This window comes from Streptomyces sp. NPDC047869 (assembly GCF_040704065.1).
GTDB lineage: Bacteria > Actinomycetota > Actinomycetes > Streptomycetales > Streptomycetaceae > Streptomyces.
The window spans coordinates 144,332-162,776 of record NZ_JBEYRK010000009.1 but is presented as its reverse complement, the minus strand read 5'-3'; the positions used below and the strand labels follow the sequence as shown (position 1 = coordinate 162,776).

15 protein-coding genes are annotated in these 18,445 nt (G+C 73.4%); 4 read left to right on the top strand and 11 right to left on the bottom strand.

The genetic code is table 11. The features are described 5' to 3' along the window. Positions 1-101: 101 nt before the first annotated feature. Positions 102-944, top strand: a complete 843-nt coding sequence (locus AB0924_RS14740) for a patatin-like phospholipase family protein (RefSeq protein ID WP_366911566.1) — start codon at positions 102-104, stop codon at positions 942-944. Between the two features lie 14 nt (positions 945-958). Here AB0924_RS14740 and AB0924_RS14735 read toward each other — a convergent pair whose 3' ends face one another. From AB0924_RS14735 to AB0924_RS14715, 5 genes are read right to left on the bottom strand one after another with little or no spacing between them, the layout of a single operon-like run. Next, positions 959-2,263, bottom strand: coding sequence for an ABC transporter substrate-binding protein (locus AB0924_RS14735; protein ID WP_366911565.1), 1,305 nt, complete (start codon positions 2,261-2,263; stop codon positions 959-961). Further along, positions 2,260-3,324 (bottom strand): hypothetical protein, encoded by a 1,065-nt coding sequence (locus AB0924_RS14730; RefSeq protein ID WP_366911564.1) that lies wholly within the window; start codon positions 3,322-3,324, stop codon positions 2,260-2,262. The genes AB0924_RS14735 and AB0924_RS14730 overlap by 4 nt, the downstream gene beginning before the upstream one ends. Continuing rightward, positions 3,321-4,874, bottom strand: coding sequence for a VWA domain-containing protein (locus tag AB0924_RS14725; RefSeq protein WP_366911562.1), 1,554 nt, complete (start codon positions 4,872-4,874; stop codon positions 3,321-3,323). The genes AB0924_RS14730 and AB0924_RS14725 overlap by 4 nt, the downstream gene beginning before the upstream one ends. A gap of 41 nt (positions 4,875-4,915) precedes the next feature. Further along, the gene (locus AB0924_RS14720) at positions 4,916-7,201 is read right to left on the bottom strand and encodes a tetratricopeptide repeat protein (RefSeq protein WP_366911561.1); all 2,286 of its coding nucleotides are present in this window, start codon (positions 7,199-7,201) and stop codon (positions 4,916-4,918) included. Then, positions 7,198-8,892, bottom strand: a complete 1,695-nt coding sequence (locus AB0924_RS14715) for a serine protease (RefSeq protein ID WP_358936209.1) — start codon at positions 8,890-8,892, stop codon at positions 7,198-7,200. Before AB0924_RS14715 ends, AB0924_RS14720 begins: the two co-directional genes overlap by 4 nt. Before the next feature lie 108 nt (positions 8,893-9,000). Here AB0924_RS14715 and AB0924_RS14710 point away from each other — a divergent pair, with 108 nt between their 5' ends. Further along, the gene (locus AB0924_RS14710; protein ID WP_366911560.1) at positions 9,001-9,336 is read left to right on the top strand and encodes a hypothetical protein; all 336 of its coding nucleotides are present in this window, start codon (positions 9,001-9,003) and stop codon (positions 9,334-9,336) included. A 24-nt stretch (positions 9,337-9,360) separates the two neighbouring features. Here the strand turns inward: AB0924_RS14710 and AB0924_RS14705 are convergent, their stop codons facing one another. Further along, complete coding sequence (locus AB0924_RS14705; RefSeq protein WP_366911559.1) at positions 9,361-9,828, bottom strand: TIGR03668 family PPOX class F420-dependent oxidoreductase; 468 nt, start codon at positions 9,826-9,828, stop codon at positions 9,361-9,363. A gap of 244 nt (positions 9,829-10,072) precedes the next feature. On the opposite strand from AB0924_RS14705, the gene AB0924_RS14700 reads away from it, so the two are divergent. Then, positions 10,073-10,840: a polysaccharide deacetylase family protein gene (locus AB0924_RS14700; RefSeq protein WP_366911606.1), complete on the top strand. Its 768-nt coding sequence runs from the start codon at positions 10,073-10,075 to the stop codon at positions 10,838-10,840. Positions 10,841-10,943: 103 nt separating this feature from the next. Next, a complete protein-coding gene (locus AB0924_RS14695; protein WP_358936215.1) occupies positions 10,944-11,384 on the top strand; it encodes an SRPBCC family protein in 441 nt (146 codons plus the stop codon). A 15-nt stretch (positions 11,385-11,399) separates the two neighbouring features. Here AB0924_RS14695 and AB0924_RS14690 read toward each other — a convergent pair whose 3' ends face one another. The 5 genes from AB0924_RS14690 to AB0924_RS14670 all read right to left on the bottom strand — a co-directional run bounded on the left by AB0924_RS14690 (position 11,400) and on the right by AB0924_RS14670 (position 18,105). After that, positions 11,400-12,554 (bottom strand): XdhC/CoxI family protein, encoded by a 1,155-nt coding sequence (locus tag AB0924_RS14690; RefSeq protein ID WP_366911558.1) that lies wholly within the window; start codon positions 12,552-12,554, stop codon positions 11,400-11,402. A 40-nt stretch (positions 12,555-12,594) separates the two neighbouring features. Continuing rightward, positions 12,595-14,052: an NCS2 family permease gene (locus tag AB0924_RS14685; protein WP_358936219.1), complete on the bottom strand. Its 1,458-nt coding sequence runs from the start codon at positions 14,050-14,052 to the stop codon at positions 12,595-12,597. 198 nt (positions 14,053-14,250) lie between these two features. Beyond that, positions 14,251-16,635 carry a molybdopterin cofactor-binding domain-containing protein gene (locus AB0924_RS14680; RefSeq protein ID WP_366911556.1) on the bottom strand — a complete coding sequence of 795 codons (2,385 nt, stop codon included), beginning with the start codon at positions 16,633-16,635 and terminating at the stop codon, positions 14,251-14,253. A gap of 1 nt (position 16,636) precedes the next feature. Continuing rightward, complete coding sequence (locus AB0924_RS14675) at positions 16,637-17,212, bottom strand: (2Fe-2S)-binding protein (RefSeq protein WP_366911555.1); 576 nt, start codon at positions 17,210-17,212, stop codon at positions 16,637-16,639. Then, positions 17,212-18,105 (bottom strand): xanthine dehydrogenase family protein subunit M, encoded by an 894-nt coding sequence (locus tag AB0924_RS14670; RefSeq protein WP_366911554.1) that lies wholly within the window; start codon positions 18,103-18,105, stop codon positions 17,212-17,214. Before AB0924_RS14670 ends, AB0924_RS14675 begins: the two co-directional genes overlap by 1 nt. Between the last annotated feature and the right edge of the window lie 340 nt (positions 18,106-18,445).

The following is an 18,445-nucleotide window of genomic DNA, read 5'->3' as shown; positions in this document are numbered from 1 at the left end:
CCCGGCGCGCCCCGCCGGACCGGTGGCCACATCCGGACCGTTCCCTTCACCCCGTGTGGTGTCATTCCGGTGGATCAAGAATCGACAACCGAGGAGCAGGGATGTCCGAGGCTTTGGTGCTGGGCGGTGGCGGTGTGGGCGGGATCGCCTGGATCACCGGGGTGCTGACGGGACTCGCCGACGCGGGGCATGACGTCACCGGAGCGGATCTGCTGCTCGGGACGTCCGCCGGTTCCACCGTCTCGGCACAGCTGGGCAGCGGACTGGGGCTGGCGGAGCTGTTCGCGCGGCAGGTGGACCCGGCGCTGCAGTCCACCGAGATCATGGCCGAGATGGACCTGGAGGGGTTCGCCGCCGAGATCGGTGCCGCGGCGTCCGCCACCGCCTCCGTGCCGGAGCTGCGCCGGGCCGTGGGGCGGGCGGCGCTGGCGGCGCCGACCGTGCCGGAGCCGCGGCGGCGGGCGGTGATCGAGTCGCGGCTGCCCTCGCACGGCTGGCCGGAGCGCGCGCTGCGGATCGTCGCCGTGGACGCCGAGAGCGGGGAGCCGCGGGTCTTCGACAAGTACTCGGGGGTACCGCTGGTCGACGCGGTGGCGGCGAGCTGCGCCGTGCCCGGCGTGTGGCCGCCGGTCGGCATCGACGGGCGGCGTTACGTCGACGGCGGGGTGCGCTCGATGGCCAACCTCGACCTTGTGGACGACGCGGACCGCGTGGTGGTGATCGTGCCGATGGGCATGACGGAGCCGTTCCCCAGCGAACAGCCGGTGGAGAGGTCGGTGCGGGAGCTTCGCGCCCGGGGCACCGAGGTCGTGGTGGTGGCGCCCGACGAGGCGGCGCGGGCGGCGATCGGCGACAACCCGCTGGACCCGGGAACCCGCGGCCCGGCCGCCGAGGCGGGCCGGGCACAGGGACGGGCGCTGTGCCTGCCCTGGCGGCACGGCTGAGACGCCCCCGGCGCTCAGGAGCCGTGGTCGCAGACGGAGTTCAGCCAGGTGAGGCTCTCCGGGCTGCTGAGGCTGTCCAGGTTCCTCAGCAGGTCGTCCAGATGCCGCTCGCCCGGGTCGGCGAGGAAGTCGATGGTCGCCTGCGCGAAGGCGTCACGGACCTGCGGCGGCATCGCGTCGGAGGCGTCGAAGCAGTGGACGGCGTCCTTGTCGAGAAGGGTCCGGGCCAGCGAGCGGTGCCAGCCCGCACCGACGTCATCGGCGGACGGCTGGGCCCCGGCGTGCACGGAGAAGCCGGACTCCTTCGCGACCCAGGCCCGTTGGGCCCCGGCGGAGGCCAGGTGGCGGATGAGCGCTCTGGCCTGCGGGGTCGCGTGCAGCAGGGCGACCAGGTCTCCGGAGACCTCCCAGGCGTCGTGCGCCGTGGCGCCGGGAATCAGCCGGGAGGAGGGCGTGTAGCGGCCGTCCGCCTTCTTCCAAGGGCCGAGGTCCCGGATGAAGGAGGCCTGGTGCTCCAGGGAGCACCGCGGCGGGTCGGCGGTGACCAGCTCGGACGCCTGCTGGTACTCGGTGAGCAGGGCGCGCTCCACGAGGGCCTTGTGGCCTCCGGCGCCGGCCAGCCGGCCCCAGGTGGTCCAGGCCCGCTTCACCTCCTTGGACTGCCAGGACAGTCGGCCGCGGGCCCAGCGCTCGTAGGCGCCCGAGCCGTACTGCTGCAGCAGGATGTCCTCGATCCAGTCGGTGCCGGGCCAGCCGCTGGTCGCGCCCGAACCCATGCCGAGGCACCACTGCCCCGGCCGCCCGGCGATCTCGTTCAGCGTTCCCGGAGGGGTGCGCGCGGGGTACCAGACGATGCTCTTGAGGTCGGCCTTGAGCGGGAACCAGTACACGTGCCCGTTCAGGGGCGTGACCCAGGACTCGCTGAAGTCCTCCCGCCGGATGAGCTCGTCGAGCGGCTTCAGCTGCTGCCGGCCCGCGTAGGCGGCCAGTTCGCCGGGGCCGGTGAGCACCACCACGTCGGGTGGTGTGCCGGTCTCCACGTCGGCGCCGAGCACCTGGCTCTCGGCGGAGCTGCCCTGGTACTCGACCTTGATGTGGTGCTCCCGCTCGAAGGGTTCGATGACCGCCTCGCGGAAGTACCGCGCGTCCCTGCCGGTCCAGTTGGCCAGCAGGGTGACGGTCGGTTCCTGCCCCAGCGCGCGTACGCCGGTCACGACGGCCGCGGCCAGCACGGCCAGGCAGCTCGCCACGACGGTGACCGTGCGGACCGCGCGGCGCCGGGCGCCGGGGGCGGCCCGGTCCTGCCCGGGGGCGCTCACCGCGGCCTGAACCGGTAGTCGTCGATGTGCGGCCGCAGACCGGCCTCGGTCAGTGCCATGAGCAGGACGCCTCCTATCACGATCCACGCCGAGGCCGCGGCGCGGAAGCCGGTGTGCGCCAGGAACGACGCGGTGCGCGGTCGCGCGTCCGTGACGGCCTGCCCGGCCACCACCTGGTCGAGCAGGCCCCGGGTGTCGGCCATGCCCCGGTGGGTCCACACCGTGAACAGCACCAGGGTCAGGAACCCGCCGGCCGTCAGTGCCGCGGCACCGATGAGCTGCCGGTTGTACCGCCGCCGGAAGCGGCGGCGCAGGAACAGCTGGGTCTCCGCCAGGGCCGCGCCCAGCGCGAGGACGCACAGCCCCGCCACACTCCAGCCGAGCCACAGCGGCCAGCCGAAGGAGGTCTGCCGCTGCACCGCGGCCCGCTGCTGGTCCTGCAGCAGCTTCAGCCGGGCCTCGATGCCGGACTCGCCGCTCCGCAGCATGCTGGTCGCGTAACTCATGTAGGCCCTCCGCAAGACGCTGTTGCTGGGCTCCAGTTGGGCCCTCTGCACCATCGCGGTGTATCCGGTGACCAGGCCGGCGACCGTCTGCAGGGCCTGCCGGCCCGCCGGCCCACCCACGTCGTCCGCGGCGGCTTCGGCGAGACTCTGCGCGGCCACCGAGATCTGCTTCTGGAACTCGCTGGTCGACGGGGTCGCCCCGTTCGCGTCGGCCTGTGCCTCGCCGAGCGCCTTCAGCGCGGTGTCGATGGCGACGACGGCGGGGGCGCTGGCGGTGCGCAGCGGGCCCGCGTCCGCGTGCACGCCCTGGTAGGAGACGAACAGGGACAGGGTCAGCAGCGCGGACAGGACCAGCAGCAGACGCCGGCGCACGGCGAGGTCGTACGCGGTCGTGCTGCCGTCGGGCGGCCGCCGCCCGGCGCCGAGGAGGCGGCCGAGCGGGCGGGGCAGCGGCGGGCGGTGGCGGGGGCCGGCGGTGTCGCGCGCGGGCAGCGGGCCGCCGGGTCCGTGGCCCCGTCCCGTCCGCGCCGCCGCCGGCTCCGTCCCGGCGCTCACGCCGTCCCCCTCAGCAGACGCCCGCACTCGCCCCCGCAGTAGACCGAGTCGGCCGGGCCGAGCCACGCGCAGTCCGGGCACTCGACGAGGTCGTCGGAGCCGGCCGGCTCGAGGGGGCCCGGCGGGCCCTCCGCGCCGGCGGACGGTGGTCCGGCGGACGGTGTTCCGGCGGGCGGTGGCTGCGGTGGTGTGGTCATGGCGCTGGAGAGGATCAGGTGCTGCCAGTCGACGTCCTTGAGGCCGTCGCGGACCCGGCCGGTGCCCGGTACGGCCTCGATCCGGCGCAGGGCGGCGAGCAGTTGGGCGTCGTCCAGTTCGGCGGCCAGGGACAGTGCCCGGGCGAGGGCGCGGTCCGCCTCCGCCCCGCCCTCCGCGCGGCGCAGCCAGGCCCGGTACGCCCGGGCCACGGCCGCGCTCGTCTGCTGGTACAGCTCGTGGCGGCGGACGCCGGGGTGCGGCTGGGAGGCGTCGAGCGGGTTGTCGGTCCAGCGCACCAGGACGGGCCGGGGCGCGGGCAGCCGTACCGGGTGCCCGGAATCGGGTACGACCGCTTCCACGGCCGCGAGCTGGAGGTCCTCGCCGGTGTCGCGGCCGGTGGGGTCGGCGGTCAGGACGACCTGGAAGTGCCTGGTCTCCTCGCCCCAGGCGCGGGTGACGTACTCGGCACCCCGCTCGCCCGGCCCGGCGTCGAGGGCGTGGAGTTCCCGCTCGCTCGGCACCACCTGCTTGACCTGGCGGATCACCGTGCCGGGGGCCGGGGTGATCCTGATGCGCAGCTCGGGGACCGCCGTGCCGAGCAGCGAGTTCGTCAACTCCTCGTACGCGGCTGTGAGTTCCGACTCGCGACGGACCGCGCCGGCCCGGCCGTGCAGCCGCCGGGTGATACGCAGCAGGAGGTCGGCGTCCCAGTCGTCGCCGATTCCCCAGGCGTCGCAGACGAACCGGCCGTCGCAGGCCTCCAGGGCGGTGTCCAGCGGCATGCCGGCGCGGTGGTCGTGTTCGTTGCGGCCGTCGGTGAGCAGCAGGACGTGCTTGACCGGCGCGGCCTGCTTGCTCAGCAGCCGGCGGGCCAGGTCGAGCCAGTGGCCTATGGCGGTGCCGCCGTCCGCGTCCAGCAGCCGTACGGCACGTTCGGCGGCCGCGCGTTCGGCCGGCCCGGCGACCGCCATCACCTCCTGGCCGGGGCCGGGATGGACCACCGAGGCGTCGAACCGGCCGGACAGCACGGCGAACGCGGTGCCCTCCGGCAGCAGCCGCAGGGCCGCCGCCGTGGCGTCCTTGGCGGCGTGCAGCTTGGCGGCCGGGTGCAGCATGGAGCGGGAGGTGTCCACGATCAGCACCTCGGCGAGGGCGGGGCCGGCACCGCGGGCGGACCCGGTGGCGTTCCGGGAACCGCCCCCGCCGACGCCGACGCCGATCTCCAGGATGGCGTGCATCTCCCGGGCACGGGGCCGGCCCGTCGCGCCCGGCGTCACGGGCAGCTCCTTGTTCTGGCCGACCGCCAGGGTCACCTCGATCTCCTCGGCGTCCCCCGTGCTCCCGGCGCTCATGACTGCCTCCTCTCTCGCTTCCCTGGGTGTGGTCGGCGTTCTCAGAACGTGGTCATCGGCCGCACGGCGTGGGCCAGATCGAGCAGCCGGCCATGTTCGGCGGCGGTACGGGCCTGTGCCGCAAGCTGCCGGAAGGACTGCTCCAGCAGGGTGCGCATCTTGTCCTCGGCGCCGGATCCGAGCAGGTCGCCGGCCGGGAAGTCCGGCCCCCAGCCCTGTTCCGGGCGGCTGTCCAGGACGTTCTCCCGGACCTCGGCGACCAGCCGGGCCCGCGAACCGCCGTCGGCGGCGCCGCCGTCCAGGTGCAGCTCCGGCAACCGCCGCACGGCGTCCCGCAGGTCGGCCGGGGTGGGCGGGCGACCGTGCAGGAGTCCGGCGCGGATGCGTACGGCCGCGACGCGGGCGGCGTCGTAGTGGCGGGAGGTGGCGGGCACGGCGTCCAGGACGTGGACGGCGGCGTCCCGGGCGCCGGCCGCCAGGTGGCCGCGGGCCAGGCCGAACGCGGCGGCGGTGTGCGCGAAGTCCCGCGCCCGGACCGCCTCGTAGAACCTCATCGCCCGGCTCGTGTTCCGGCCGCCGGCGTGTTCGGCGCAGTGGGCGAGGGCGAGCTTGGGCACGTACTCGCCGGGCAGCGCCCGGTAGACGGCCTCGAAGCAGCTCTCCGCCTGCCGCACCTCGGCCTTGCTCAGGTGCAGCACGCCCCGGTGCCAGGCGATGCGCCAGTCGTGGGCGGCGGAGCGTTCGCCGAGCAGGGTCTCGGCCTCGGCCAGCCAGTTCCTGGCCTCACCTTGTTCGCCCTTGCGCAGGTAGGCGCGGCACAGCCAGAGCGCGGTCTCGGGGGTGCCGAGGCGGGATTCGCGGGGCCACTGCCGGGCCACCCGGTCGGGGGCGTCGGGCGGGAAGGTGTCGAGCAGCAGGGCGGCGCCGTCGTCGGGGTCGGGGACCGGTTCCGGGAGGGCGCCGGCGACCTCGGCGGGCGGGGGCGGGGAGACGTCCAGTGCGGCGGGCCGTCCGCCGGCGCGGCCGGTCCAGTGGTCCAGGGCCGGGATGGCGCCGAGCCCGGCGTCCAGTCCGGCCTCGGAGGCGCGGAACCGGGTCGAGCTCTCGGGCAGTTGCTCGCCGAACTGGAGTGAGCGGAACTCCCGTAGCACTTCCCAGCATTGCCGGGACATCTCGGCGGCCGACCGGAACCGGGCGCGGGGTTCGCCGTGGGTGGCCCGGTCGATGAGGCGGCGGAAGGAGTCCGGGGCGAGACCGCGGGCCGGTTCGGCGCTGCGGGCCAGGGCCTGGAGGGTCATTCCGACGGTGTAGAGGTCGCTGTCGACGTGCCAGCCCCGGCTGTCGATCTCCTCCTTCGGCGGGGCGAAGGTCGCGGTGTAGACGTAGGCGGAGGCGCGGTCGCCGATCGCGCGGACCGCGCCGAGGTCGATGACCTTGATCGCCCGTCCGAAGTGGATGACGTTGGCGGGCTTCATGTCGCAGTACAGCAGGCCGCGTTCGTGCATGTACTGCAGGGCGCCGAGGATCTTGCAGCCGTAGGTGAGCACGTGGTCGAGGCGGGGCCGGCCCTGGAATATCCGCTCGGCTTCGTCGGCGTCGAAGAGCTGCTGCAGGGAGGGGCCGGCGATGTAGTCCATCACGAGGTAGCCGGTGGGGGAACGGCCGGCGGACCCGTGTTCGGCGTAGGTGATGATGCGGACGATGTCGGGGTGGTGCAGGTCGGTGAGCGAGCGGCGTTCCTCGACGGCGTTGCGGCGGGCGAGCGCGTCGTGCACGTTGATCAGCCCCTTGAGGACGACGCGGTAGCCGTCGGCGCGGATGTCCTCGGCGAGGTGGATCCAGCCGAGGCCGCCGTGCGCCAGGCAGCCGAGGATCCGGTAGTGGCCGGCGACCACTTCGCCCTTCTCCAGCTGGGGCAGGAAGGAGTAGCGGGTGCCGCAGCGCGGGCAGCGGCCGGTGGCGCGCGCGGGCTGGCCGCCGTAGCCGACGCCGATGGTCATCGTGCAGCCGTTCGCGCCGCAGCGGCGGCCCCCGGTGGGCGGCCGGGGGTCCTCGACCGGTGCGCCCTCGGGCACGGGCACCTCGGGCAGCAGGACCAGTCCGTGCTGGTCGAGTTCCCCGACCCCGGCGACGGCGTGGACGGGGCCTGGGCCTGGCGGCTCCTCGGTGCCGGGGCCGGGGTCCGCATCGGGCCGCGGGGGCGGCGGATCGAGGCTCCGTCCGCTCCGCGGCTCGGCCCGCGGCTCCTGGTGGCGGTGCCCGCAGGTGTCGCAGTAACCGGTGGCCATGATGTGGCCCGCGCAGCCGGGCCGCAGGCACGACGTCATCGGGCAGCACCTCCGTTGCCGGGTGCGGAGCCGGAGCAGAAGCCGACGAACCGCTCCACGGCGCTCTCCGCCTCGGCCACGTCGCAGGGAATCTGCCGCAGCAGCGACAGAGCGCGTTCGTAGAGCCGGTAGGCCTCCATGACCCGGTCGTCCTCGGACGCGGCCCGCTGTCTGCACAACGGCCACTCGGCGGTGACCCGGCCGAGGAGTTCCTCGCGGCGGCGCAGCCGGGAGTCGAGGACGTCCACCGCCTGCTCCAGCCGCAGGCGGCGGCGTTCGGCGGCGTCCTCGAAGGTGAACAGCAGGTCGGCGCGCCCGGGTTCGCGTTCGGGCTCGGGGGTGTGGGCGACCCACTCGCGCAGCATCCGGGTGCGCCGTACACCGGCCTCGGCCTGGTCCAGCAGCCGCCGGGTGGCGGGGTCGGGCAGCACCCGGTCCCGGCGCTCGTCCAGCGCGGGGCCCAACTCGTCGACGATGTAACGGAGTTCGTGGTCCAGTCGGCTCCAGCGGCCGCGCAACGGCCGCTGGACGAAGGACTCGGCGGCCCGGTCGGCACGGCCGCCCCGGCGGCGGAAGACCAGGAGCAGCCGTGCACCGTGCTGGGCGAGCCGGTCGAGCAGGCCGAGCAGGTCGTCGGGTTCGGCGGCCCGGTCGACACCGGCCAGCACGGCGGCGAGCGGGACACGCAGAGCGCCGAGCCGCTCCGGCCGGGGGTCGCCGCTGATGCCGAGCCGTTCGGCGATCCGGCGCATGACCTGGCCGGACGTCATGTCGGTGACGTCCAGCGCGAGGTCGTGGCCGCCGGCCGGGGGCACGGTCTCGGGCGGGTCGTGGGTGAAGGCGCTGGTGTTCTGCCGGGTGCGCAGCTCCCGGTCGGCCAGGGTGACGGCACGGTTGAGGGTCCAGGCGCGCGCGCCGCGGGCGGGGACCACCGTGACCAGCACCGGCCAGCCCTCGCCCCGGAACCAGGAGGCGAGTTCGGTGGCGAAGGGCACGTCGAGCCGGCCCACGGCGGGCGTCGCGGTGCTGCGCAGCGCCGGGTCGACGGCTTCGGCGCCGGCGCTCCAGGCGGCGGCCTGCGGCAGATGGCTCAGCACGGTCTCGGTGGGGCTCATGTAGCTGAACACGGAGCCGGATCCCTCGTCGACACTGAGCACGATCCCGATGACCTGGTCGGTCTCGTGGTCGATCACCGGCCCGCCGCTGAAGCCGGGGACGGCCAGTTCGCCCGGCGTCTGCGGGCGCAGCTGCACCTGGCTGTCCCGGCCCCGGGCGGCCACCAGGGTGGCGCCGTGCCAGCGGCCGCCGGCGTCGCCGTCCGGGAAGCCGTACATGCTCACCGGTCCGTGCGGCGCGGCGAGCCGGTGCAGCCGGGTGGTGTGCTCGGCGAGCAGGGGCTCGGCGAGCCGCAGCAGGGCCAGATCGCCGCTGCGGTCGCCGAAGGCGTCCTCCCGCTGCGGCACGTGTTCGTCCTCGCGGACCGTGGCGGCGACGCCGGGCACTCCGGGGACGCCGAGGAAGTGGACGACGTAGGGCCGGTCCGGGCGGACGACATGGGCGGCGGTGAGCACCCGGTCGGGCGCGAGCAGCACCCCCGCTCCGAGCACCTGCCCGTCCGGTTCCTCGATGCGGGCGATCCAGGACGGTATCCGTAACCGCGACTTGACGGCTCGCTCCCCCGTGCGCGTCATGTCAGCCGAGGTTACTCCGCGTGTTCCTCCGGGGCCACTGGTGTGCACGGGGTTGTCGCGCGGGGCGGACAATGAGGCCCCCGCGATCCAGAACCAGAAGAGGGAAACGTGAAGAAGAAGCACATATGTCTCGTCGTGGTGGCGTGCACCGTCCTGGCCGCCGCATGCGGGGGAGGCGAAACACCCGTCGACACCTCCCGCCTGACGGGCCCGCAGCGGGAATGGGTCGAGTTCGCCTACGCGCACGAGAAGAACGACGAGACGAAGAGGGCGTGGGAAGGGCTGACCGCCGAAGGCGTCAAGTCCTACCTCCGTCGGCAGCGCCCCCGGCTGTGCGGCGACTCGGCGTCGCTGATGGGGAGCCTGAAGGAAGCGGGCTACACGGCGGACGAGATGCAGGAGTACGAGGACAGGACCGAGGAACTGATCTGCTCGCACCCGTGACGAAGACCGCCCGGCGCGTCCCGGTCACGACGGGCGGGCGGCCCGCGCCTGCCAGCCGGTCCACCGCCGCACGGTGACGTCGATCACCGGCCCGGCCGGCGGACACGGCCCGTACTGCGGGTACTTGGCGCACAGCAGCGCGACGGCCGTCTCGCGCACCCGCCGTACGGCCGCGTCGGCGGTGTCCGGCGGCAGGACGCGGGCCTCTCCGTCGGCACGCACCCACCACAACTGCTCCCAGTCCTCGTCGTAGGCGTCCACGAGCAGGCACACCGCCGGCCGTACGGCCAGGTTGGCCAGCCGCTTGAGGCGGGTGGTGGTCTTGGGCTTGTGGTCGACGGCGGTGACGAGCCGGTCGGCGCCGTCGCGGGTGTGGTGGGCGAAGACCACCGGCACCTGGTGGGGGCGGCCCGCCGCGTCGGCGGTGGCCAGCCGGGCCACCCGGGCCGCGGCGAACCGGCGCCGCGCCTCGGCCTCCTCCAGTCGGGGCATGTCCGCTCCTCGCTTTCCGGCCGGCCGGAAGCCGGCGCGCGTGCGGTGCGCCGAGCACGCCGGCTTCGGTGAGTCACCCGGAGTTCCCGCCCCCGCTCATCCATGGTGCTCCGGCGGTGCCGGCCGGTGCTCGCCCGGCTTCAATAAATCGAACACACGAACTATGCACTGAATGTATAGTCCCGGCATGCCTCTCACGACTTCGGCCGGCGACACCCCGGCCCCGCAGCCCGCGCCCCTGAAGATGCGCCGAAGGGGGCGCGGGTTGCGTCTGTCCGCGCTCGCGTCGGTCGCCGCCTGTCTGACGCTGACGCTGTCGGGCTGTGCGGAGGTCGACACGACCGCCCCCAGCACGGTGCGCGCCGAGGGTGCCCACGGGGCGCCGGCCGGGCTCGGGACGGTGGACTGCCGCGAGGCGAAGTGCATCGCGCTGACCTTCGACGCGGGGCCGAGCGAGAACTCGGCGCGGCTGCTGGACATCCTGAAGGAGAAGAAGGTCCCGGCGACCTTCTTCCTGCTCGGCAAGCGGCACATCGACACGTATCCGGAGCTGGTCAGGCGGATGGCGGCCGAGGGTCACGAGGTCGCGAGCCACACCTGGGACCACAAGATCCTCACCCGGATCTCCGACGAGCGGATACGCGAGGAACTGCGGCGGCCCAACGAGGAGATAGAGCGGCTCACCGGGCACAGGCCCACGCTGATGCGTCCGCCCCAGGGCCGCACCGACGCCGACGTGCACCGGATCTGCAAGGAGATGGGCCTGGCCGAGGTGCTGTGGAGCGTGACCGCGAAGGACTACACGACCACCGACTCGGCACTGATCACCAGGCGCGTCCTGGACCAGGCCTCCCGGGACGGCATCATCCTGCTGCACGACATCTACCGGGGCACCGTGCCGGCCGTGCCCGGCATCGTCGACGCGCTGAAGGCCCGTGGCTACGTCTTCGTGACGGTGCCTCAGCTCCTGGCGCCGGGGCGGGCCGAGCCGGGCCAGGTGTACCGGCCCTGAGCCGGCCGGTCGTCAACTCGCCGCCGGGCGCCGCCGTTGCGCCGGGCGGGTGATCCGGGGCCGAGTGCGCGGGTGGCCGGTGGCGATTGCCTACGATCGTGCCGTGCCCTACTTCTGCGTCGAACGCACCGTGCCCCTTCCGCTCGAGGAGGCGTGGCGGCGGCTCACCGAGTGGCCCCGCCACGGTGACGCGGTGCCCTTCACCCGCGTCAGCGTCCTCACGCCCGCGCCGACGCACGAGGGCACCCGGTTCGTGGCCCGCTCCGGTGTCGGCCCGTTCGGCTTCGACGATCCCATGGAGGTCACGGTCTGGCGCCCGCCCGTGGACGGCGAACCGGGGCTGTGCCGCCTGGAGAAGCACGGGCGGGTGATCCTGGGCTGGGCCGAGATCGAGGTCCGGCCCGGACCGGGCGGCCGGGCCCGGGTGGTGTGGCGGGAGGACGTACGGATCCGTTTCCTCCCCCGCCTCTTCGACGGCGTCGTGGCGTTCACGGCGCGGACGCTGTTCGGGAGCACGGCGAACCGGCTGCTCCGGCGGGCGTGACCGGCCGGCGGCCGCTCAGGCAACGGACCCGACGATCCGGCCCGCGGGAGTCGCCGCCGTGTCGTGGTGGATCGGGGTGTGGGCGCCGGTGAGGGAGACGCCGCTGCCGCCGCGGCGGACCGCGACGATCTCCGCGGCGATCGACAGGGCCGTCTCCTCGGGGGTACGGGCGCCGAGGTCGAGGCCGATCGGGGAGCGCAGCCGGGCCAGTTCGAGTTCGCCGACGCCGACCGCGCGCAGCCGCTCGCTCCGGTCCAGATGGGTGCGGCGGGAGCCCATCGCGCCGACGTAGGCGACCGGCAGCCGCAGGGCCAGCCGCAGCAGCGGTACGTCGAACTTGGCGTCGTGGGTCAGGACGCACAGGACGGTGCGAGCGTCGACGTCCGTGCGCTCCAGGTACTCGTGGGGCCACTCGACGACGATCTCGTCGGCCTCCGGGAAGCGGGCCCCGGTGGCGAACACCGGGCGGGCGTCGCACACCGTGACGTGGTAGCCGAGGAACTTGCCGGCCCTCACCAGCGCGGAGGCGAAGTCGATCGCTCCGAAGACGATCATCCGGGGCGCGGGGACCGAGGACTCCACCAGGACCGTGAGCGGGGCGCCGCAGCGCGAGCCCCGCGCTCCGATCTCCAGGGTGCCGGTGCGGCCCGCGTCCAGGAAGGCGCCGGCCTCGGCGGCCACCGTCCGGTCGAGTTCGGGATGGGCCCCGAAGCCGCCGTCGTGGGAGCCGTCGGCGCGGACCAGCAGGGCGCGGCCGCGCAGTGCGGCCGGCCCCTCGGCGATCCGGGCGACCGCCGCCGCCTCACCCCGCGCGGCGGCTGCCAGCGCGGCCGCGAACACCGGCCGGGCGGGACCGTCCGCCCGGACCGGTGTGACCAGGATGTCGATGACGCCGCCGCAGGTCAGGCCGACGGCGAAGGCGTCCTCGTCGCTGTACCCGAAGCGCTCCAGGACGGTCTCCCCGTCCTGGAGCGCCTGCCGGCACAGCTCGTACACCGCGCCCTCCACGCACCCGCCGGAGACCGAGCCGACGGCCGTGCCGTCGGCGTCCACCGCCAGGGCGGCGCCCGGCTGCCGCGGGGCGCTGCCGCCGACGGCCACCACGGTGGCGACGGCGAAGTCACGGCCCTGCTCGGCCCACCGGCTCAGCTCCTCGGCGATGTCCAGCATCTCTCGGTCTCCTGACGGGGTTGTGGGGTACAGGTGTTGGCTAGCGCACGCCCAGCCAGCCCTCGATCGGGCGGAGGGCGAAGTAGACCAGGAAGACGGCCGTCAGCCCCCACATGAAGGCCCCGATCTCGCGGGCCCTGCCCTGGGCGGTCTTGATGGCCGTGTAGGAGATGACGCCCGCGGCGACACCGGTGGTGATGGTGTACGTGAACGGCATCAGGACGACGGTCAGGAAGACCGGGATCGCGGTGGCGCGGTCGGCCCAGTCCACGTGCCGGGCGTTCATCAGCATCATGGCGCCGATGACCACCAGGGCCGCGGAGGCGACCTCCTGCGGCACGATCGCGGTCAACGGGGTGAAGAACAGGCAGGCGGCGAAGAACAGTCCGGTGACGACCGAGGCCAATCCCGTGCGGGCGCCCTCGCCGACCCCGGTGGCCGACTCGATGAACACGGTCTGGCCGGAGCCGCCCGCCACACCGCCGATCGCACCGCCGGCGCCGTCGATGAACAGCGCCTTGGACAGGCCCGGCATCCGGCCCTTGTCGTCGGCGAGCTTCGCCTCGGTGCCGACGCCGATGATGGTGGCCATCGCGTCGAAGAAGCCGGCCAGGACCAGGGTGAAGACGATCATGCCGACGGTCATCGCGCCGACCTCGCCCCAGCCGCCGAACTCCACGTGCCCGAAGAGCGAGAAGTCGGGCATCGAGAGCGCGCTGCCGTGCAGTTGGGGCGCGCCGCCCGCCCACTGCTTCGGGTCGATCACGCCGAGGCCGTTGAGGACGGCGGCGACGACCGTGCCGGAGACGATGCCGATGAGGATGGCGCCGGGGACGTTCCGGGCCTGCAGCATGAAGATGAGCAGCAGGGTGCCGGCGAAGAGCAGGACCGGCCAGCCGGCGAGTTCACCCGCGGGGCCGAGGCTCACCGGGGTGGCCTTGCCCTGGTGCACGAAGCCGGCCTTGTAGAAGCCGATGAGGGCGATGAACAGGCCGATGCCCATGGTGATGCCGTGCTTGAGCGCGAGCGGGATCGCGTTCATTATCATCTCGCGCAGGCCGGTGACGACCAGCAGCATGATGACGACGCCGTACAGCACGCACATGCCCATGGCCTGCGGCCAGGTCATGTTGGGGGCGACCTGCGAGGACAGGACGCCGGAGACCGACAGGCCGGCGGCGAGCGCGAGCGGCACCTTGCCGACGAAACCCATCAGCAGCGTGGTGAGGGCCGCGGCGAACGCGGTCGCGGTGATCAGGGCCTTCTGGCCGAGGGTGTCCCCGGCCGCGTCCTTGCCGGACAGGATCAGGGGGTTGAGCAGGAGGATGTACGCCATCGCCATGAAGGTGGTGATGCCGCCGCGCACCTCACGCGCGACCGTGGATCCTCTGCCGCTTATGTGGAAGTACCGGTCGAGCCAGGACCTGCCGGCCGGGACGCGGGTGCCTTCGCCCGCGTCTTCGGCTGTGGTCCTGGGCTCCACTGACTGCTGGGTCATGGGCCAACTCCCAAGGTTCACAGGGGCACCCGGCTGCCGTGGGGCGGCAGGCGGGATTTGGGATTGGACGGCCCGGGGGACGGCCCGAGACGAACGTGGTACTTGCTGGTCGGCGCCGGGACGGCCGTGGGTCGGGCGGAGCCCGGCGCCGGGGTGCCGGCGCGTCGCGACGTCGTAGCGACGCGCCGGCGGCCGTCGCTACGCGGTGCCCGTGAGGTGTTCCGGGCGGACCGGTGTGCGGTTCAGCTCCAGTCCGGTCGCGTTCCGGATCGCCGCGAGGACGGCCGGGGTGGACGACAGGGTCGGGGCTTCGCCGATGCCACGGAGCCCGTACGGCGCGTGGTCGTCGGCGAGTTCGAGCACGTCGACGGGGATGGTCGGCGTGTCGAGGATCGTGGGGATCAGGTAGTCCGTGAAGGAGGGGTTCCTGACCTTCGCGGTCTTCGGGTCGACGATGATCTCCTCCATGACCGCGACGCCCAGTCCCTGCGTGGTGCCGCCCTGGATCTGGCCGACGACGGAGAGCGGGTTGAGCGCCTTGCCGACGTCCTGGGCGCAGGCCAGTTCGACGACCTTGACCAGGCCGAGTTCGGTGTCGACCTCGACGACGGCGCGGTGCGCGGCGAAGGAGTACTGGACGTGCCCGTTGCCCTGGCCGGTGCGCAGGTCGAAGGGTTCGGTCGGCCGGTGCCGCCACTCCGCCTCGACCTCCACGGCCTCGTCCTCCAGGACGTCGACCAGGCCGGCGAGGACCTCGCCCGCATCGGTGACCACCTTGCCGCCCTCCAGCAGGAGTTCGGCCGTGGCCCAGGCCGGGTGGTAGGAGCCGAACTTGCGGCGCCCGGTCTCCAGGACCTTCTCACGGACCAGTTCGCAGGCGTTCTTGACGGCGCCGCCGGTGACGTACGTCTGCCGGGAGGCCGAGGTCGAACCGGCGCTGCCCACCTGGGTGTCGGCCGGGTGGATGGTCACCTGGCTGACGCCCAGCTCGGTACGGGCGATCTGCGCGTGGACGGTGACTCCGCCCTGGCCGACCTCGGCCATCGCGGTGTGCACGGTGGCCACCGGCTCGCCGGCGATCACCTCCATCCGGACACGCGCGGTGGAGTAGTCGTCGAAGCCCTCGGAGAAGCCGACGTTCTTGATGCCGACCGCGTAGCCGATCCCGCGTACGACGCCCTCGCCGTGCGTGGTGTTGGACAGACCGCCGGGCAACTGGCGTACGTCGGCGCCCTCGCTGGACTCCCACTGGCGCTCGGGGGGCAGCGGCATCGCCTTGACCCGGCGCAGCAGTTCGGCGACCGGGGCCGGGGAGTCGACCGGCTGCCCGGTCGGCAGCAGGGTGCCCTGCTCCATCGCGTTGAGCTGCCGGAACTCCACCGGGTCCATGCCGAGTTCGGCGGCCAGCTTGTCCATCTGCGCCTCGTAGGCGAAGCACGCCTGGACCGCGCCGAAGCCGCGCATGGCGCCGCAGGGCGGGTTGTTGGTGTAGAGCGCGATGGCCTCGATGTCGACGTCCTCGACGACGTACGGTCCGACGCTGAGCGAGGAGGCGTTGCCGACGACGGCCGGGGAGGCGGAGGCGTAGGCGCCGCCGTCCAGCACGATCCGGCACTTCATGTGGGTCAGTTTGCCGTCGCGCGTGGCCCCGTGCTCGTAGTGGAGCCTGGCCGGGTGGCGGTGGACGTGCCCGAAGAAGGACTCGAACCGGTTGTAGACGATCTTCACCGGCTTGCCGGTGCGCAGCGCCAGCAGGCAGGCGTGGATCTGCATCGACAGGTCCTCGCGGCCGCCGAAGGCGCCGCCCACTCCGGACAGCGTCATGCGCACCTTGTCCTCGGGCAGGCCGAGGACGGGCGCCATCTGGCGGAGGTCGGAGTGGAGCCACTGGGTGGCGATGTAGAGGTGGACGCCGCCGTCCTCCTCGGGCACCGCGAGGCCGGACTCGGGGCCGAGGAAGGCCTGGTCCTGCATGCCGAAGGTGTACTCGCCCTCGACGATGACGTCGGCCCGCTCGCGCGCCGCCGCCACATCGCCGCGGACGATCGGCTGGCGGTGGACGATGTTCGGGTGCGGGACGTGGCCCGAGTGGTGGTCGTCGCGGTTCTCGTGCACGAGGATCGCGTCCGGGGCGGTCGCGGAGGCCTCGTCGGTGATGACCGGCAGTTCCCGGTACTCGACCTTGATCTTGGCTGCGGCGCGGCGGGCGGTCTCCGGGTGGTCGGCGGCGACGATGGCGACCGGCTCGCCGTGGTGGCGCACCTTGCCGTGGGCGAGGACGGGGGTGTCCTGGATCTCCAGGCCGTAGTTGCGCACCTCGGTGGGCAGGTCGTCGTAGGTCATGACCGCGTACACGCCGGGCAGGGCGAGTGCCTCGGAGGTGTCGATGGACACGATCTCGGCGTGCGCGACGGTGGAGCGCAGGATCTGGCCCCACAGCATGTCCTCGTGCCACATGTCGGACGAGTACGCGAACTCGCCGGTGACCTTCAGGGTGCCGTCCGGGCGGAGCGTGGACTCACCGACGCCGCCCCGGGTCTGCGAGCCCTGCGTGATCTTCGTAGGAGCGCCGTTCGTCGGCATCTCAGACCCCCTCGGACTGGCGGGCGGCGGCCAGCCGGACCGCATCCATGATCTTCTCGTAGCCGGTGCAGCGGCACAGGTTGCCGGACAGGGCCTCGCGGATGTCCGCGTCGGTCGGGTTGGGGTTGTGCTCCAGCATCTCGTCGGCGGCGACCAGCAGGCCCGGGGTGCAGAAGCCGCACTGGACGGCGCCGGCGTCGATGAACGCCTGCTGGACGGGGCTGAGTTCGGTGCCCTCTCCGGTCTGCGAGTCGGTGCCCTGGGCCTGCCATCCCGTGGCCTCGTCCAGCGAGGTGCCGCACCGGCCCGCGTCGCCGCACGAGCGCTGCCTGGCGTAGTCCGCGAGGCCCTCGACGGTCACCACCTCGCGGCCTTCGGCCTGGCCGGCCGCGACCAGGCAGGAACACACCGGCACGCCGTCGAGGCGCACCGTGCAGGAGCCGCACTCGCCCTGCTCGCAGGCGTTCTTGGAGCCGGGCAGGCCGAGGCGCTCGCGCAGCACGTACAGCAGGGACTCGCCCTCCCAGACGTCGTCGGCCTCCTGCGGGCGTCCGTTGACGGTGAAGTTGACGCGCATCACGCAGCTCCCTCGGTGGTGCGGCGGGCGCCGCGGTACGACTCCCAGGTCCAGGTGAGCGTCCGGCGGGCCATGACGCCGACCGCGTGCCGGCGGTAGCTCGCGGTGCCCCGGACGTCGTCGATCGGGTTGCAGGCGCCGGAGCACAGCTCCGCGAACCGCTTGGCGACCGACGGGGTGACGATCTTTCCGTTGTCCCAGAAGCCGCCCTCCTCCAGGGCCGCGTTCAGGAACTCCTCGGCGGCCTTGGCCCGCACCGGCGTGGGCGCGGCGGAGCCGATGCCGGTGCGCACGGTGCGGGTCTCCGGGTGCAGGGCGAGACCGAAGGCGCACACGGCGATCACCATGGCGTTGCGGGTGCCGACCTTGGAGTACTGCTGCGGGCCGTCCGCCTTCTTGATGTGCACCGCGCGGATCAGCTCGTCGGGCTGGAGGGCGTTGCGCTTGACGCCGGTGTAGAACGCGTCGATCGGGACGAGGCGGGTGCCGCGGGCCGCCGACTCCACCTCGACGTCCGCGCCGGCCGCCAGCAGGGCGGGGTGGGCGTCACCGGCGGGCGAGGCCGTGCCGAGGTTGCCGCCGACGCCGCCGCGGTTGCGGATCTGCGGGGAGGCGACCGTGTGCGAGGCGAGCGCGAGGCCCGGCAGCTCGGCACGGAGGTTCTCCATGATCTTCGTGTAGGGGACCGAGGCGCCCAGCCGGACGGTGTCCTCGCCGACCTCCCACCCGCAGAGGTCGCCGACGCGGTTCAGGTCGAGCAGGTACTCGGGCCGGCGGTGGTCGAAGTTGATCTCGACCATCACGTCGGTGCCACCCGCAATCGGCACAGCGGTGGGGTGCTCGGCCTTCGCGGCGAGCGCCTCCTCCCAGCTGGCGGGGCGAAGGAAGTCCATGACCGGCTCTCTTCTTCGTCTCGTGAGTCGTACGGATCGAGCCAATCCGGGTGCGGCGGTTCCGGCTCGTTCATGTGCTCTTTACGCGGAGTGGGCTCAGTACACCGCCCCGTACTCCGGCAGGGTCAGTCACCGAAACCATGAAGGAGTTGGCTGGCCACGACGGGCATCTTGTAGATTCGTATGAACGGAGGTCTTCGGTAACCTCTCCGTTTTCCCCGGGAAACGCGGGTGCCGGCCCGGCGGCCCCGTCGTACGGCCCCGGCACCCGGGTTCCGGGCCCGTCACGGGTCCCCATCAGGATTCATCGTAGATTTCGAGACACAGAACGGCGGCGACG

Excerpts from the sequence above, each read along its gene's own strand:
- AB0924_RS14740 (WP_366911566.1), top strand. The coding sequence starts at position 102 with ATGTCCGAGGCTTTGGTGCTGGGCGGTGGCGGTGTGGGCGGGATCGCC.
- AB0924_RS14725 (WP_366911562.1), bottom strand. The coding sequence starts at position 4,874 with ATGAGCGCCGGGAGCACGGGGGACGCCGAGGAGATCGAGGTGACCCTG.
- AB0924_RS14720 (WP_366911561.1), bottom strand. The coding sequence starts at position 7,201 with ATGACGTCGTGCCTGCGGCCCGGCTGCGCGGGCCACATCATGGCCACC.
- AB0924_RS14715 (WP_358936209.1), bottom strand. The coding sequence starts at position 8,892 with ATGACGCGCACGGGGGAGCGAGCCGTCAAGTCGCGGTTACGGATACCG.
- AB0924_RS14705 (WP_366911559.1), bottom strand. The coding sequence starts at position 9,828 with ATGCCCCGACTGGAGGAGGCCGAGGCGCGGCGCCGGTTCGCCGCGGCC.
- AB0924_RS14700 (WP_366911606.1), top strand. The coding sequence starts at position 10,073 with ATGCGCCGAAGGGGGCGCGGGTTGCGTCTGTCCGCGCTCGCGTCGGTC.
- AB0924_RS14690 (WP_366911558.1), bottom strand. The coding sequence starts at position 12,554 with ATGCTGGACATCGCCGAGGAGCTGAGCCGGTGGGCCGAGCAGGGCCGT.
- AB0924_RS14685 (WP_358936219.1), bottom strand. The coding sequence starts at position 14,052 with ATGACCCAGCAGTCAGTGGAGCCCAGGACCACAGCCGAAGACGCGGGC.
- AB0924_RS14680 (WP_366911556.1), bottom strand. The coding sequence starts at position 16,635 with ATGCCGACGAACGGCGCTCCTACGAAGATCACGCAGGGCTCGCAGACC.
- AB0924_RS14675 (WP_366911555.1), bottom strand. The coding sequence starts at position 17,212 with ATGCGCGTCAACTTCACCGTCAACGGACGCCCGCAGGAGGCCGACGAC.
- AB0924_RS14670 (WP_366911554.1), bottom strand. The coding sequence starts at position 18,105 with ATGGACTTCCTTCGCCCCGCCAGCTGGGAGGAGGCGCTCGCCGCGAAG.